Annotated in this window: 9 protein-coding genes and 2 tRNA genes; 6 read left to right on the forward strand and 5 right to left on the reverse strand. The window is 36.7% G+C overall.

The window, feature by feature from the left end; translation table 11 throughout:
* Positions 1-14: 14 nt before the first annotated feature.
* Positions 15-737, reverse strand: coding sequence for a bifunctional 2-polyprenyl-6-hydroxyphenol methylase/3-demethylubiquinol 3-O-methyltransferase UbiG (gene ubiG, locus PR725_RS05005; protein WP_004912192.1), 723 nt, complete (start codon positions 735-737; stop codon positions 15-17).
* Between the two features lie 297 nt (positions 738-1,034).
* Between ubiG and gyrA the strand changes: the two genes are divergently transcribed.
* Both gyrA and rcsC read left to right on the forward strand, forming a co-directional pair.
* Positions 1,035-3,650 carry a DNA topoisomerase (ATP-hydrolyzing) subunit A gene (gene gyrA, locus PR725_RS05010; RefSeq protein ID WP_004912190.1) on the forward strand — a complete coding sequence of 872 codons (2,616 nt, stop codon included), beginning with the start codon at positions 1,035-1,037 and terminating at the stop codon, positions 3,648-3,650.
* Positions 3,651-3,864: 214 nt separating this feature from the next.
* Positions 3,865-6,651, forward strand: a complete 2,787-nt coding sequence (rcsC, locus tag PR725_RS05015) for a two-component system sensor histidine kinase RcsC (RefSeq protein WP_238563288.1) — start codon at positions 3,865-3,867, stop codon at positions 6,649-6,651.
* A 78-nt stretch (positions 6,652-6,729) separates the two neighbouring features.
* Here the strand turns inward: rcsC and rcsB are convergent, their stop codons facing one another.
* Together rcsB and rcsD are read right to left on the reverse strand one after the other, a co-directional pair.
* The gene (rcsB, locus tag PR725_RS05020; protein WP_004259923.1) at positions 6,730-7,380 is read right to left on the reverse strand and encodes a response regulator transcription factor RcsB; all 651 of its coding nucleotides are present in this window, start codon (positions 7,378-7,380) and stop codon (positions 6,730-6,732) included.
* Position 7,381: 1 nt separating this feature from the next.
* Positions 7,382-10,081, reverse strand: a complete 2,700-nt coding sequence (gene rcsD / locus PR725_RS05025) for a phosphotransferase RcsD (protein WP_117162379.1) — start codon at positions 10,079-10,081, stop codon at positions 7,382-7,384.
* A 213-nt stretch (positions 10,082-10,294) separates the two neighbouring features.
* Here rcsD and PR725_RS05030 point away from each other — a divergent pair.
* The 3 genes from PR725_RS05030 (at position 10,295) to lpxL (ending at position 12,121) form a co-directional block, all read left to right on the forward strand.
* Positions 10,295-10,382 (forward strand) — tRNA-Ser (locus tag PR725_RS05030).
* A 5-nt stretch (positions 10,383-10,387) separates the two neighbouring features.
* Positions 10,388-10,463: transfer RNA gene (locus PR725_RS05035), tRNA-Thr, on the forward strand.
* Between the two features lie 734 nt (positions 10,464-11,197).
* Positions 11,198-12,121 carry an LpxL/LpxP family Kdo(2)-lipid IV(A) lauroyl/palmitoleoyl acyltransferase gene (gene lpxL, locus PR725_RS05040; RefSeq protein ID WP_109911567.1) on the forward strand — a complete coding sequence of 308 codons (924 nt, stop codon included), beginning with the start codon at positions 11,198-11,200 and terminating at the stop codon, positions 12,119-12,121.
* Positions 12,122-12,655: 534 nt separating this feature from the next.
* Here the strand turns inward: lpxL and gltP are convergent.
* Both gltP and PR725_RS05050 read right to left on the reverse strand, forming a co-directional pair.
* Complete coding sequence (gltP, locus tag PR725_RS05045; protein ID WP_109911568.1) at positions 12,656-13,963, reverse strand: glutamate/aspartate:proton symporter GltP; 1,308 nt, start codon at positions 13,961-13,963, stop codon at positions 12,656-12,658.
* A gap of 565 nt (positions 13,964-14,528) precedes the next feature.
* Complete coding sequence (locus tag PR725_RS05050; protein WP_004912169.1) at positions 14,529-15,191, reverse strand: GntR family transcriptional regulator; 663 nt, start codon at positions 15,189-15,191, stop codon at positions 14,529-14,531.
* A 408-nt stretch (positions 15,192-15,599) separates the two neighbouring features.
* Here PR725_RS05050 and PR725_RS05055 point away from each other — a divergent pair, with 408 nt between their 5' ends.
* The gene (locus tag PR725_RS05055) at positions 15,600-16,841 is read left to right on the forward strand and encodes an NRAMP family divalent metal transporter (protein ID WP_004912166.1); all 1,242 of its coding nucleotides are present in this window, start codon (positions 15,600-15,602) and stop codon (positions 16,839-16,841) included.
* The last annotated feature ends 11 nt before the right edge of the window (positions 16,842-16,852 follow it).

Raw genomic sequence — 16,852 nt, forward strand, 5'->3', positions numbered from 1 at the left:
TCACGACTGAATGACTATTCGCTCACAGTATGCAGCATATAATTTACATCAACATTTGGCCCTAGCCAGAATTTATCCGTTAATGGGTTGAAGTGTAACCCTATGATATGTTTATCTTTCAGTGGTGTTCCGTCAATCCAGCCAATTAACTCAGAAGGGCGAATAAATTTGTTGGCATCATGAGTCCCTTTAGGCACGATTTTCATAATATATTCAGCGGCGACAACAGCCATTAACCATGCTTTTTTGTTACGGTTAATGGTTGAAAAAATCACGTGTCCACCCGGTTTCACTAATTTAGCGCAAGCTCTAACGACAGACTGAGGGTCCGGAACATGTTCAAGCATCTCCATACATGTGACAACATCATAGGCTTGAGGGTGCTTGTCTGCGTGCTGTTCGACGGTTTCTTGGACATATTCAACCGGAATACCGGACTCAAGAGAATGTAAGCGTGCGACCATTAAGGGTTCAGCCCCCATATCAAGGCCGGTGACTTCTGCACCTTCACGCGCCATACTTTCGGATAAAATGCCACCGCCACAACCAACATCAAGAATTTTTTTACCGAAAACACCGTCTACACGCTGCATAATATAACCTAAACGTAAAGGGTTGATGCGGTGTAGTGGGGCAAATTCACCTTCTAAGTCCCACCAACGCGAAGCGATGGACTCAAATTTCTCGATCTCTTGCTTATCGACGTTAAGGTACGTTGGGGTTTGGGTGTCATTCATACAAAGAAGCTCCTATTTTTAACCTATTCCCTAAAGCCTATTAACGATAATTATATTTAAACTATGTTCAGTAGGGGGAGATAGCGGTCCGATAAGAATTGATGGCTAAAATATAAACAACAATGCAATTATTGCAGTTATTAATTGATAAACCCTCAAGTTTCGGACACATAAACTTAATTTTCCGCTATTATACATAGCTTGGAAGACAAATACCCGTCTCTTATTTTTATTAAATTGGCGAATTGTGGTATAGTTCTACTCTTTGAATCCGAAGTTATGAGGGACAGTGGTTCCATGAGCGAGATTGCCAGAGAAATCACACCAGTTAATATCGAAGAAGAGCTTAAAAGTTCGTATTTGGATTATGCAATGTCCGTTATTGTCGGCCGTGCACTTCCAGATGTTCGAGATGGACTGAAGCCAGTACACCGCAGAGTACTGTTTGCGATGAATGTATTGGGAAATGATTGGAATAAACCCTATAAAAAATCTGCCCGTATTGTTGGGGACGTCATCGGTAAATACCATCCACATGGTGATAGCGCTGTTTACGAGACAATCGTTCGTCTAGCACAGCCTTTCTCAATGCGTTACATGCTGGTTGATGGTCAGGGAAACTTCGGTTCAGTTGACGGAGACTCCGCAGCGGCAATGCGTTATACGGAAATCCGTATGGCGAAAATTGCCCATGAGCTACTGGCTGACCTTGAAAAAGAAACCGTTGATTTCGTTCCAAACTATGATGGAACAGAGCAAATTCCTGAAGTTATGCCGACGAAAATCCCCAACCTTTTGGTTAATGGGTCGTCAGGTATTGCTGTTGGGATGGCAACCAATATTCCACCTCACAATTTAGGGGAAGTGATTAATGGTTGTCTTGCCTATATAGAAGATGAAGACATCAGTATTGAAGGCTTAATGGAGCACATTCCAGGGCCTGACTTCCCTACAGCGGCGATTATCAACGGCCGTCGTGGGATTATTGATGCATATCGTACAGGGCGTGGCAAGGTCTATATCCGTGCAAGCGCTGAAGTGGAAGTCGATGAGAAAAATGGTCGTGAAACCATTATTGTCAGCGAAATCCCTTATCAAGTGAATAAAGCTCGCTTGATTGAAAAAATTGCAGAATTAGTTAAAGACAAACGCGTTGAGGGTATCAGTGCACTGCGTGACGAGTCGGATAAAGACGGTATGCGCATTGTTATTGAAGTTAAACGCGATGCGGTGGGTGAAGTTGTACTAAACAACTTATATTCATTGACCCAATTGCAAGTTTCTTTTGGTATCAATATGGTAGCTCTACATCAAGGGCAACCCAAAATACTGAATTTAAAAGATATCATTGCTGCTTTTGTGCGTCACCGTCGTGAAGTTGTCACTCGTCGTACGATTTTTGAATTACGCAAAGCGCGTGACCGTGCTCATATCCTTGAAGCACTAGCAATCGCTCTGGCTAATATTGACCCAATTATTGAACTGATCCGTAAAGCACCAACGCCTGCCGAAGCAAAAGCAGGGCTAATTGCACGCTCTTGGGATCTGGGTAATGTTGCTGCGATGCTAGAACGCGCGGGTGATGACGCCGCTCGTCCTGAGTGGTTAGAGCCTCAGTTTGGTGTGCATGAAGGGCAATATTTCCTGACTGAACAACAAGCCCAAGCTATTTTGGACTTACGCCTCCAAAAATTAACGGGCCTTGAGCACGAAAAATTACTGGAAGAGTACCGTGAACTTCTAGTGCAAATTGAAGCTTTACTGTTTATTTTACGCAGCCCTGAACGTTTGATGGAAGTGATTCGCGAAGAGTTAGAAATTATTCGTGATACTTACAACGACCCTCGTCGTACAGAAATTACAGAAAATACCGCAGACATCAATATTGAAGATTTGATCAACCAAGAAGATGTAGTGGTGACATTATCTCATCAAGGTTATGTGAAATATCAGCCTCTGTCTGATTACGAAGCACAGCGCCGTGGTGGTAAAGGTAAGTCTGCGGCAAGAACTAAAGACGAAGACTTCATTGAACGATTATTGGTCGCCAATACACATGACACCATCTTGTGTTTCTCAAGCCGTGGTCGGTTATATTGGATGAAAGTTTACCAATTACCAGAAGCGAGCCGTGGCGCTCGTGGTCGCCCAATTGTTAACTTATTACCACTAGAACAAGATGAGCGTATTACGGCCATCTTACCTGTACGTGAATATGAAGAGGGTTACAACGTCTTCATGGCAACGGCGAGTGGTACTGTGAAGAAAACGCCTTTACAAGAGTTTAGTCGCCCAAGAAGTGCCGGTATTATTGCGGTGAACTTGAATGACGGTGATGAACTGATTGGTGTTGATTTAACAGATGGTTCAAACGAAGTCATGCTGTTTTCAGCTCAGGGTAAAGTTGTGCGCTTCGCTGAAGATGCCGTTCGTCCTATGGGACGTACCGCAACAGGTGTACGTGGTATTAAATTAATGGATAACGACAAAGTCGTTTCTTTGATTATTCCACGTGGAGAAGGGCATATCTTAACTGTGACAGAAAATGGTTACGGTAAACGTACTGAAGAAGCTGAATACCCAACTAAATCTCGTGCAACTCAAGGGGTTATCTCCATTAAAGTGAGTGAGCGAAACGGGAATGTAGTTGGCGCGATTCAGGTTGATGAAACAGACCAAATCATGATGATCACGGATGCCGGCACATTAGTTCGTACACGGGTGTCTGAAGTGAGCGTAGTTGGCCGTAATACTCAAGGTGTTACCTTGATTAGAACCGCTGAAGATGAAAAAGTTGTTGGTTTGCAGCGCGTTGCTGAAACAGATGACGATGAAAACAATGATGATGAGATTGCAAATGAAAACACTGAAGAAAATGGTGTTGATGATGCAAATATCGACGATCAAGAGTAATCATCGCGTTTAATTTAATGAACGGGTAGCGTAATTAGCTGCCCGTTTTAGTTTCTAACCTTAATGTCTTAATTTTAATACTTTTCATGTTAGTCGCTTTTTTATCATGTAATCGAGTATAATTAGCGGTCATAGTATCGAATATACAGGAAAGCGCTTGAGATATTTACCCTCGTTTAAAACATCACTTAGACTTTCTCGGGATTTATTTCGTATCCTCGGCTTGATGTTGTGGGGTATGGGCGTTTTTATTACTTTATTCTTCCTTTATTCGCAATTTAATGAATACAAATCGGACATTCGTCAACAGTTCTATTCGGGTTATGAAAACCTGCAAGCCTATATTCAACAAACCGGAGCGACACTTAATTCTATCCAGTCAATGACTGAGCTATATCGAGTAAAGCTACAAGAATCGACAGAAGTAAAGAATCTTCCAAGTAAATTTCTCGAATTACCGAACGCATCTAATTACTCTTTCTATAAATTAACGCCGAATACGGATTGTGATTATTTTAGGGATAGAGCAGAGAATTACTTGCAGGCTTTTGAACAACTGAATTACTTTTGGAAAGAGAGTATTGCTGCACCTCAAGCTTTAAACCATGTCTTTTTAGTTGGTTCAAGAAGTTATTGTATGGTGGATTATCCGATCCGCTCAACAATATCTGATATCGAAATACTCAAAAAAGTCAGCTATGAAAGTGTGCGGACTTACCAAGGCTTGAGGTTACAAGGAAAAGAGCGCAATTTATTTACAATTATGCATGGTGCACAGCCAGATTATGGGCAAGTTTACTTAATTCAGGCAATCAAGCACGATAACATGCTGCCTGCGTTTATTGGGTTAGAACGTTCAATTAACTTGAATCAATTCAATATACGCCGAAATAAAGCTATCGAAATACTAATAATTAACGACTATAACCAGCCTGTTTTATATTCTCCTATCGATATCAACCCTAAGAGCTCAGCGTTACTCAATATTTCAGAGCCTTCATTCTTTGGTTTTAACTCAGATTATTCAAAATTAATCTTCAAAAAACGCTTACTGCCCTCTCAAATTACGGTCATTTTCTCCATTGCGACGTCTGAAATATTAACTAGTTTAGAAAATACTATTTTTTACGGTATTGTCCTTAATATTTTTACGGGTGGGCTAATTTTCTTTTTAATTTGGTTACTTGAAAGGAAAATGCTAGAACCTGCAGAGAACACCGCGATACGGCTTGAAGAGCATGAACAATTCAATCACAAAATAGTGGCATCAGCACCTGTCGGTATCATCATTTTAAGATTAACCGATGGAGGTAATATCCTTAGTAATGAATTAGCTCATGACTATTTCCGGCTATTAAATGAAGATGATAAACAGCGAATATTAACAATCATTCGTCAAAAAACGAGCAATTATATTGATGTGGTGACAACCAATGGCACACATTTACAAATTAGCTTTGTAAACTCTCGTTATCAGAATGAAGATGTCGCTATTTGTGTATTAGTGGACATCAGTATTCGTGTTCAAATGGAAAAATCGTTGCAAGATGTAGCCGATGCAGCGGAACAAGCGAACCATGCTAAGTCGATGTTCTTAGCGACAGTAAGCCATGAATTAAGAACACCGTTATATGGCATTATTGGTAACATAGAATTGCTACAACGTTATGAGTTATCTGAGAAAGCGACACGTTTGGTTTCCACTATGGATAACTCATCGTCGCTTTTATTACAGATTATTAGTGATATTTTGGACTTTTCAAAAATTGAATCTAAGCAGTTGAAAATAGAAAGCAAACTGTTTAATTGTCGTGAAGTTTTTGAGTTCGTATTAGCGAACTACTTGCCATTAGTGTCTAAGAAAAAAATATCATTATATTCTTATATTGAACCTAACATTCCTGATCTCATTTTGAACGATTCTGTGCGTTTACAACAAGTGGTTTCTAATATTGTTAATAACAGTATTAAATTTACAGAATCAGGCTTTGTATTGCTGTATGTTTGGAAAGATGAGAATTATTTAAAGATTGAAATACGTGATTCAGGAATTGGAATGACCCATGCAGTGGTCATGCAGTTGTTTGACCCATTTTTTCAAGTTCATGACCAAAATAATATCGGTCATAAAGGAACAGGGTTAGGATTAGCGATTTGTGAAAAACTGATTAACCTTATGGATGGTGATATTGAGGTCAATTCCCAAATTGGGCTTGGTAGCTCATTTACTATTCGTATTCCTTTATATGGTCAAGAATATATTAAGAAAAACATTCCAGAATATCGTGCACATTATCGTATTGCTATCTCGTGCCGAAATGAATTTTTAATGAATTTTCTTTTACGCTTGTTAAGTCATGAGCAATTTACGGTTGTGGGTCATCACTCGATTGATAAAACACAAAATTATGACCTGCTAATAACCGATTATGAGTATACCGGAGGTATAACCTGTGAAGATCATATCCAGTTATCAAGTTTTTATGCCGGTGAACTTCACGAAATAAAATCACACCAATGGATTTATAATACATATCAATTAGATAAGTTGCCTGTTTTAATTGATAAAGTCATCATGAAAACGATTGAGCAATCGCAGAAAAATAATATAGCAAATCAACCATTGGTTGCTGATAATTCGTTAGGTGAATGCCATGTGTTAATTGTCGATGACCACCCAATTAACCGAGCATTATTGAGTGAACAATTAGCGTCTATCGGTTTTACTACAGGCACTGCAATAGATGGATTAGATGCACTAAAATATCTAAATAATCATCACGTTGATATTGTTTTAACGGATGTAAATATGCCAAATATGGATGGTTATCAGCTGGCAAAAGAACTGCGGCGCTTAGAGTTTAGCTTACCCGTTATCGCATTAACTGCTAATGCAATGGCAGAAGAAAAGCAACGCTGTATTAATGCAGGAATGAATGATTGTTTGTCAAAACCAACAACAATTGCAATTTTACGAGAGACCCTGACGCGCTACTGTTAAATATACTTAAAGATGAATGCAAAAATAAAAACCCATAACTGGGTTTTTATTGGTGTAGTCTTATCATTGAAATGAAACTCACTCTGAAGGCGAGTTATCAATACTTACAGAAGAAAGGTAATTTAGCAGCGCAATATCATTTTCAACGCCTAATTTCAGCATGGCTGATTTTTTCTGGCTACTGATCGTTTTTATGCTACGGTTAAGTTTTTTCGCAATTTCAGTGACTAAAAAGCCTTCAGCAAATAAACGTAGTACTTCACTTTCTTTTGGTGATAAGCGTTTATCGCCGTAGCCACTTGCATTGACTTTTTCCAGTAGCTTACTCACACTTTCTGGCGTGAATTTTTTGCCTTTCTGTAAAGCGGCTAAAGCTTTAGGTAAATCAGCTGGTGCGCCTTGTTTTAACACAATCCCTTCAATATCCAGCTCTAATATTGCGCTAAGAATGGCTGGGTTATTGTTCATTGTGAGAACAATGATTGATAGATCAGGATAATGCCGTTTGATGTATTTGATTAAAGTAATACCATCGCCATATTTATCACCTGGCATTGATAAATCAGTAACTAGCACGTCTGCATTTAAGCGTGCTAAGTTATTAATCAAAGAGGTTGAGTCCTCAAATTCCCCTACGATATTCACCCATTCAATTTGTTCAAGTGATTTTCTGATGCCGAAAAGAACGATAGGGTGATCATCGGCAACAATGACATTTAGGTTATTCATATTATTGGTTACCTTCTGGCATTAGTTTTTTGACTGAATTATCCAGCATGCTAATGCAATTTTTTATTTCCAATCCGTTTTCATCTGCTATGTAACGCTCCAAATCTTCACAAAGCTTATGAAGAAAAGTAAATTCGAGCATAGCAAAAACTCCTTTTAAACGATGTGCAGTGTTTTTCAATTCGGTCAAATCCTCAACACTTTCACTATTATACAGTTTATTAATATCTATCGGTACTGTTGTGATAAACAAATCTCGATATCCACTATTTGCTAGTATTAATTGATAACTTGCAATTGCATCTTCTATTGATTCATTCGAGGTTCGTGAAACCGTTTGGTCATCAACATTGTGAAAAATCAGATTATTAGAATGCTCATGTTCATGATCCGTGTTTTCGATCAGTAATGAGATGGCATCAATTAATTCATCAGCAAAATTATAGTTAGCTTCGATGTAATGAGGTTGTAATTGGTTTATTCCTGAAAGAGTACCATTTACTTTAACAATATTTTCAAAATATTCCTCATTATTATCAGTTATCAAGAGATCCCAGTTGGTATGAGGGGAACTCTCACTTAAGTCCAAATATTCTGCTCCATAATTAGTTAATATATTCCTAACAATCCGTGAAATATCTGCATTATGTATGTTTAAGCGTATACAAACATCTTCCAATAAAGCCGGGTAGTCTTTAACTAGTAACTCTTTAGCTGCAGGTAGCGTAATTTCATAATGAGTGCCGATTGCATCACTAGAACGAATAGAAAAAGCACCATTCATTTTTTTTACCAGTAGTTTGCATAAATAAAATGTTATACCTGAACGTGTAAAGTTAGAGGAATTTAAAATCTGTCCAGTAAAAGGACTTTGCAAATTACTCAGTTCTTGATTACTTACGCCAGTCCCACTGTCTCTAATATTCAGTAAGATGATATTTTTACTAGCATTATAAGATAACGTGAATGAAATTTTTCCAAAAGAGGTTGTTGCAATAGAATAATCCCAAATTAGCTGTATTAATTGCTTTAAATAATCCAGATTAGCCACGATAAGCGAATCTGGATTGAGATTATTATGAAAATAAAGCGCTAACCCTTTGTTATTACACTGCGATAAGTTTTGTTTTAAAAATTGACTCACAAGGTTACTGATAGAAACGTTCTCTGTTTTTACGGGGTCAGTTTGAGACTCAAGTTGATTTAATAAGTTAATATTTTTAAACCAGCGATTAATATGAAAAAGCTGATTTTCAATTTCTAAAATAAATGCACGATTATTTATATTGGCAATTTCGGATAGTTTGGTTAATTGATTATCAACTTTAATTAGTGAAGGCAATATTTCACTACACATATTCTCAAATACAGCTTTACGCATATGAATATTTTTTTTGTATTCGCGATTCGCTAATTCTTGGCGTTTTTGGGTTAATGCTTCTTTATCTTTATCCGTAATAATGAAGAGAACTGTATTGGATTTTGATATGTTATCGACAAGAACAACTTCATAGACAATATTTTCGATAGAAACTTGAATAACATCATGATTTTCCATGGCCATTTCTTTAATGTGAACCAGATCCATGGAAGGTAATAGTTGATTAGCAATATCATTGCTCAGAATTTTTTTGTTAGTGTTAAAGTCGTAAACTAAAATGCCGTACGAAATATGACTGATAATATCGCTAGTCAGTGCTTCATTAAAATTCAGTTCTTGCAGCATATTTGTATTGGGAGAAATCAGGCGTTTACGGATAAAGAGCATAATCAGCAAAGCAAAAAAGATCATGATAAGCATGCCAGTCATTAGCCATAAGTTATAGCTAATGACATTAAAAATAATGCTTTTTAATGAAATATGGTAATAAAGTTGATAACTGGTACCGTCAATAGGGTGGGAGAAGATGAGGTTAGTTCCAACCCAAGTTGTATGAGACTCATTGCTTCCTGTGCTTGCAGGGCGTGTATTTATCGTAAAAAAATCCCCATTTAAATTTGGGGGGATCAGTGAATTGATCGAAATATCAAAAGATATGACACTCGTTAACTGCCCTGGAGAATTAAACATCAGCCGATAAGTATAGTAATAAAGGTCATCAGGGGAGTATTTTTGAATATTTGAAATTATTTCCCGTCGATCTAACAATGTTGATTGTGTCAACATATCAGCGCGCTTTTCTTCTGCCGTTAAGGTGAGATAACTTTCTTTAAATCGTAGCTCAGGTTTAAGAATTGAATGGGTGGTTACTAAGACTAGTGTATTGTCTAACCCATTGAGATAATACATCGAGTTATATTCATTACGGGCACCCCAGACAATCTCCATATAATTTGCAAGCTTAGAGGCTAAAACATTACTACTTTGCTTATTATTACCAAATACAATGGCATCGATTGATTGGTTGGCGCTACTTAACCAAAAAATATCATGGCGCATTCCTGTCACAGTGAGATTATCGGCGGGAGGTACTGATGTCTTTTCATTGGCAATTTTGTAGATATGGCTCGCTTGATAACGATAATCTTCGATTTGATAGGCTAACCGACTCGCCATACTGTTCAAACTAGTCTGACGGCTTTGAACCAATGCTTGATAGTAGTTAAATAGCGATAAAAAAAGCATTACTATTAGCAACAGAATAAATGCTGCGAAAATACGAAAAAGAGTGTTTGGCTTTAATAATGATTGTTTGTACATACTGTAGCAAGTCGTCCCGTCGGCTAAAATATTATTAGATTAAAAATCATACGCCTAGAGAAAGGATAGACACCGATTTTGCACAGATACTACCATTTTTCTTGGGAAAGAGAGAGTGATTGAGTGAAGATTAGCCAAACGAAGTAAAAAAATCAATTTTTTTACTTTCAGGGGTAGACAAGTTGCAGGGATTCCTCCATAATCGCGCCCCATGGAGAGATGGCCGAGCGGTCGAAGGCAGCGGTCTTGAAAACCGCCGATGGGAAACCATCCTAGAGTTCGAATCTCTATCTCTCCGCCATATTCGCCGGCTTAGCTCAGTTGGTAGAGCAACTGACTTGTAATCAGTAGGTCACCAGTTCGACTCCGGTAGCCGGCACCAAATAAGAACCCGTTATCTCTCAACCAGATAACGGGTTTTTTCTTGTTTGTAATTCATGTCATTTTACCCCTTCTAGTTGCTGATAAGTACATCAAGAACATCACCACTCAAATAATTTTAAAACAATGAGAGAGTAGATATGGCTGAGATGAAATTAAAATCTCAGATGGATATTCGGGTTAACGACAGAACTGGTGAGGAGAATAGTGAAGGGTGGTTAGGGTATTCCTATAATAGGAGGAGCTATCCACTCTATAAGTGGCTACAATCTTAGGCGAATTTACTGATCTTATTTTTTCTCATAGTAGTCTATGGTTGATGGCATCAAGTTGCTAAAAATAGCGACTAAATTGACAAATATAAGCAAAATAATCCGTAAAATGACAAAAATGCATATTAATAATGAGATTAATTAACCCATATATGTGATAATTTTGTCAGTTCACTACTGTTTAAGTGATTACGTTTTTAGTTTAATCGGCGTATCGTTCTGAAGAGGAAAAAGGAATCCGGCAGAGCTGCTGATTAATTGGCATACTAAAAATCAAATATTGCTTAATAGTTTTGAAAAGGTTATCCGACCGTTATCTACTTAAGTAGAAGATGAATTTTAAGGATATTCAGCTAGTTGTGGGTGAAAACCCATTTTGTTGTAGTAATCATGTTGAATTTAAAAGACTAAATATTGTCTAAAATAGCGTGCATTCTGCAAAGGCGAAGTATTGGGAGATATAATGTACGCCAAAAACCCATTTTCACTGAAATTGGTCCATCCGAAGTACTTAGTAACATGGATGGGGGTTTTTATCTTATTTTTATTGGTTCAATTACCTTATAAATGGCAGATATCGTTAGGTGCTTTTTTAGGTATCAATTCGCGGTATTTTATTAAAAGAAGAGTATCAATAATTAAACGAAACTTAGAGTTGTGTTTTCCGGACAAAAATAAAAATGAAATAGATATTCTGGTAAATGATAACCTAAAATCTTTGGGGATCGCATTATTTGAAACTGGAATTGCCTGGTTTTGGAGCGATAAAAGAGTTAAAAAACTCTTTCAAGTAAAAGGAATGTCTAATTATTTAGATGCGATTGCGAAAAACAAAGGTGTAATAATTGTTGGGGTTCATTTTATGTCACTTGAGTTAGGTGGTCGGATTATGGGCCTTTGTTTCCCTGTTAATGCAATGTATCGGCCGCATAATAATAAAGCGATGGAATATATTCAAACAAAGGGACGGTGCCGTTCAGGTAAAGGAATGATTGACCGTAAAAATTTGAAATTTATGGTTCAAGAGTTAAAAAATGGTAAGTCCATATGGTTTGCACCCGACCAAGATTTTGGACGAAAAGGGACGATATTTGCGCCATTTTTTTCTGTTAAAAATAGTTCCACCTCAAAGGGAACATCAATACTTGCTCAATTATCTAAATCACCAACACTCACAGTAACATTATTGAGAAATAAGAGTGGTGCTAATTATGATTTGATACTGGGAAAAGAAATACCTAAGTACCCAAGTTGTAATGCATTACAGGATGCAACAGCAATTAACTCGGTTTTAGAGATGGAAATTATGAAAGCGCCAGAACAATATCTTTGGGCTCATCGACGGTTTAAAACTAGGCCGGAAGGGGAAGTGTCACTTTATAGTTAGCTTTATATTTATCTATAGCAGTAAAGGCAATCGTGATTAAAAGGAATTAGTTGGCTTTTTACTGATAACCCTTTTTGTATTATAGTTTTTTTAGACTCATAATATAAAACGAGATAAATAAACCTTTTATCTCGTTTTAATCATAAGTTATAGTCTTGTTTAGTACGGATTTTTTTGTTAGAACCAGCTGTGTAGCATAAAGTATGATAATGAAAATATAAAAATTACCATTAGGTGTTGGAGTACCTTTAAAAACAAAAGAAATCTTCTTATTTGATTCATTGTTTCCTGCTTTGGCTAACAAAAAGAGTAGTTAATTAAAAAGTTTTATTCTGTGTAGTAACGCTAATTATAAAATACCAGTTTGTATATAAAATATTACAAAAATGTGAAATATATTGCGCTTAATAAGTAAAAATATCTAATTTAAAAATATTTAACAAATAACTGATCATTTATTGCGTAAAAATAGAACTACCTTCAATAACGATATTAATCGAAGGCAATTCTATTATAGAGTTACTTTAGAATAAACTAAAAACTATTTTCATATTCTCGAGCTTTTTTATCGTCATAATTATGTTCCCATTTGGCAATAACCAGAGCGGCTAGGGCATTACCTACCACATTAAGTGCCGTACGTGCCATATCTAGAATTCTGTCAACACCTGCGATGAATGCTAACCCTTCTAATGGAATCCCTACACTTCCTAGCGTGGCAAGAAGAACAACAAATGAAACACCTGGGACACCAGCAATACCTTTAGAAGTGATCATAAGAGTAAATACTAAGATAAGTTCTTGCCCAATGGAGAGTTCTATACCATAAAGTTGGGCTATAAAAATAGCGGCAATACTTTGGTATAGTGTCGAGCCATCTAAGTTAAATGAATAACCAATTGGAATAACAAAGCTTGTTACAGACTTAGGCGCTCCGTATTTTTCCATTTTATCCATAATACGAGGAAGTACGGTTTCAGAGCTGGCCGTCGAATAAGCGAGTAACAATTCATCTTTTAATATTTTCATCAAAGTGAAAATATTAATTCGACAATAACGGGCAACTAATCCTAATACAACAACCGCAAAAAATATAATTGCACAGTGGACGAGTATAACCAGTTTCAATAAAGGAACTAATGATGAGAAACCAAAGTTAGCAACGGTAACGGATATTAATGCGAAAACCCCGATTGGAGCATACATCATAATCATATTTGTTACGCGGAACATTGTTTCAGAGAAAGTCTGTAATACATTGAGTAATGGTTGTTTTTTCTCTAATGGTAAAGAAGAAAGCCCTAAGCCAAATAATACAGCAAAAAAGATGACGGGGAGCATATCACCACTCGCCATCGCTGCAAAAATATTACTTGGAACTAAAGTGAGGATCGTATTAATGATCCCGGAAGGGTGGCTTTCAACTTCTTGGGTAGTTTTTTCATATTGTGAAATATCGACTTGAGTTAATTGCGACATGTCAATACCAACACCTGGTTGGAATATATTGGCAAAAGAGATACCGACGATAATGGCAATTGTAGTAATAATTTCAAAATAAAGAATAGTTTTAAAACCGAGAGAGCCTAGTTGCTTGGTATTACCAACGCCTGCTATTCCAACAATTAGGGTTGATATTACAATAGGAACAACAATCATCTTGATTAACTGAATAAATATTTTACCAGCCGGAGATAGAATATTTAAAATCAACCAATCTTTGTACTCTGTATTATCATGTAAAAGCGCACCAGCAATAACGCCCAAAATAAGAGCAACCAATATTTGCCATCCTAGGCCAAATTTAAACGGTTTTTTTTTAGTCACTTGGTTTAATGTCATAATGAAATCTCATTTTATATTAATAATTCTTATGTATGTCTTTTTATTATCATAAATTTTATATCGAATATTCGAGAAAACTACAACTATTAACTCGATAAATTTGAGTAATTCCAATGTGTAATTTATATCAATTTGTTTGTTTTGTTAAATTATATTATAATAATAACGTTTTATGTTAAATATTATATATGAATGTGAGTTTTAGGTGAGTTTTGAAGGTAAATTAATATTTAAAGTAAATGGAGTAAATGTTTTAAGTTTGTTAATGAAATGGTTTGTTGTAGTGCTTGTTTTTCGCCGATAAAACTAAATAGAGTGAAAAATAGCCACTAAAAGTTTTATTTTTATTGGAAAGGTTTCTGAATGTGATTTTATGTTTAAATCATTCTATTTAATTAGTTAACAAAAAATAGAATTTAATCTAATAAAATTATGGCTAGATAATGAAGCATTATTAAAATATAAAAGTTATTGCGATAAATGATTTATCACTAAAATTTATGTAATGAAATTAGTGAAGAATAAAGAAATTTAATAATAGACAAATTAAACTTTAAATAATTCAAAGAGCAGATTGTTTCCGTTTAAGTGCAGCGAGTAATGTGCGTTCAGAAAGGTCTAAGTAATTACGTAACATATTAGCCGCATCTAAATTTTGGCCAGAATCTAATAAGTTAAGAATAGAGTGGTTTTTATCAATATAGGGAGCATACAAAATTTTAGGGTCATTGAGGTGACCAAAGGCCAGTCGTAATTCAGCTGACACATTACGGTATAATTTAATTAAACGTTCGCTGTCGGATAACTCGACAATGGCAGTATGAAATTTCATATTTGCAGTACCTACACCGACCCAGTTCTCGGTCTTTTCATGTTCACGAGCTTCTTGAACAGCCTCTTTCATTTTATGAACTGATGGATGCAAGGCATATGCATGAGTTAACGCATCACACTCAATAAGCCGGCGAACTTGGTAGATATCGATAATGGCGGCCATATCAGGGACTGAGACAAATACACCCTTATTTGGAGCATAAGTTAACAAACCTTCCTGCGTAAGTACGCGAAATACTTCTCGCAATGTGTTGCGAGAGATATCGAGTTCTTCACTTAATGTTGCTTCAGATAAGCGCTGACCCGGCGTGATCTCCCCAACTGTTATCTTATAACGTATAACTTCTGCAATAGTGACAGATAAAGTTTGTGCAACAGATTGTTTTTTCATAATAAAGGCTAATTTTAGTCTCAGGGGTAATAATTCGTTATATTCACATATTCAAGTTATGGCAGCAAGTTTCCTTTCTTTTTTACTCATCATCCCATTTCATGTATTTGCACAAAAATAGTGAAATTCTAAATTTATCGCACCAACTTGGTGCGAACTAGTCGATAAGCAATATGCATGTGCAGTGAAAATTGTTAAAAAAGTGATCTCGTCTTGATTTTTAAACGAGCAATTACGATTTTTATTGATTGTTTATTCATCATTTAATACTAATTGTTCAACAATCCATTAAAAATGAATTAACAATATAGGTAACAAGTAGAACAATGGCACGATAATTGCCTTAGTGATTGTGACATCAACAACTACATCAATAATTAAAACAATAACTATTAGAGGAGTATGCACATGGCCGCTCAAGAAAGTGCACCAACTACGGCTGAATATGTGAAAAGCCGCCGTTCATCACTGATAAGCGCAATTTTTTTAATGGCAACGTCTGCCATTGGGCCTGGGTTTATCACACAAACGGCTACTTTTACCGTGACATTAGGAGCCGCTTTTGCCTTCGGGATATTAGCGTCTATTGTGATTGACTTCATTGTTCAGCAGAACATATGGCGAGTTGTTACCCTGACTAAAATGCACTCATCCGAAATTGCGAATGCCACAATTCCTGGGAGTGGTTATTTACTTGCTATATTAGTTATTTTTGGCGGGCTAATTTTTAATATTGGCAATATTGCAGGTGCAGGGTTAGGGCTTAATGCCTTAGTTGGCTTAGACCCGAAATGGGGTGGTTTGATTAGCGCACTATTAGCCATTTATATTTTTTCCTCCCGTAAGGCCAGCACATTTATTGATAGGTTAATTATTGGATTAGGTGTAGTGATGATTGGCTTAACGTTATTTGTCGCTATTGCATCAAATCCGCCTGTTGGTGAGGCATTACGCCAAAGCGTACTACCGGACACGGTTGATTTTGCCATGATAACCACCATTGTTGGGGGCACTGTTGGGGGGTATATCTGTTATGCAGGCGCTCATCGCTTATTGGATAAAGGCGCAGTAGGTATTGAAAACATTAAAGTTGTTTCTAGCGCTGCGACAAAAGGTATCTTAGTTGTTGGGTTGATGCGTTACATTTTATTTTTGGCTATCTTAGGTGTAGTTGCAAGTGGTGTGACTATTGATATTTCTGGACATGCGGCTAACCCAGCATCGCAAGCATTTCAGGCAGCTGCGGGTAATTTTGGTTTACGTATCTTCGGTTTAATTCTATGGGCTGCAGCACTTACCAGTGTGATTGGTGCAGCGTATACCTCAATGAGCTTCTTAACGGCATTTAAGTCTTCTATCACAGAAAGGCAACGTAATGTCGCAACTATCATATTTATTGCAGTTTCTCTGATTGTCTATTTATTTATGGGAACAGCCCCTGCGGCATTATTGGTTTTTGCCGGTGGTTTCAATGGGCTAATTTTACCTATTGGTTTAACTTTATTTGTTTATATCGGCTGGAAACGCTCAGATTTAATGTCAGGTTACCATTATCCACGTTGGCTATTATGGTCTGGTGTTGTGACGTGTGCACTCACTTGGTATATGGGCGCAATGTCTGTCGGTGCAATCTTTAATTATCTGAAATAACTCAAGGAGAA

The sequence above is a fragment of the Providencia sp. PROV255 genome (assembly GCF_028478065.1).
In the GTDB taxonomy this organism is placed as follows: Bacteria; Pseudomonadota; Gammaproteobacteria; order Enterobacterales; family Enterobacteriaceae; genus Providencia; species Providencia rettgeri.

Excerpts from the sequence above, each read along its gene's own strand:
- gyrA (WP_004912190.1), top strand. The coding sequence starts at position 1,035 with ATGAGCGAGATTGCCAGAGAAATCACACCAGTTAATATCGAAGAAGAG.
- gltP (WP_109911568.1), bottom strand. The coding sequence starts at position 13,963 with ATGACATTAAACCAAGTGACTAAAAAAAAACCGTTTAAATTTGGCCTA.
- rcsB (WP_004259923.1), bottom strand. The coding sequence starts at position 7,380 with ATGAATAACCTAAATGTCATTGTTGCCGATGATCACCCTATCGTTCTT.
- PR725_RS05055 (WP_004912166.1), top strand. The coding sequence starts at position 15,600 with ATGGCCGCTCAAGAAAGTGCACCAACTACGGCTGAATATGTGAAAAGC.
- lpxL (WP_109911567.1), top strand. The coding sequence starts at position 11,198 with ATGTACGCCAAAAACCCATTTTCACTGAAATTGGTCCATCCGAAGTAC.
- rcsD (WP_117162379.1), bottom strand. The coding sequence starts at position 10,081 with ATGTACAAACAATCATTATTAAAGCCAAACACTCTTTTTCGTATTTTC.
- PR725_RS05050 (WP_004912169.1), bottom strand. The coding sequence starts at position 15,191 with ATGAAAAAACAATCTGTTGCACAAACTTTATCTGTCACTATTGCAGAA.
- ubiG (WP_004912192.1), bottom strand. The coding sequence starts at position 737 with ATGAATGACACCCAAACCCCAACGTACCTTAACGTCGATAAGCAAGAG.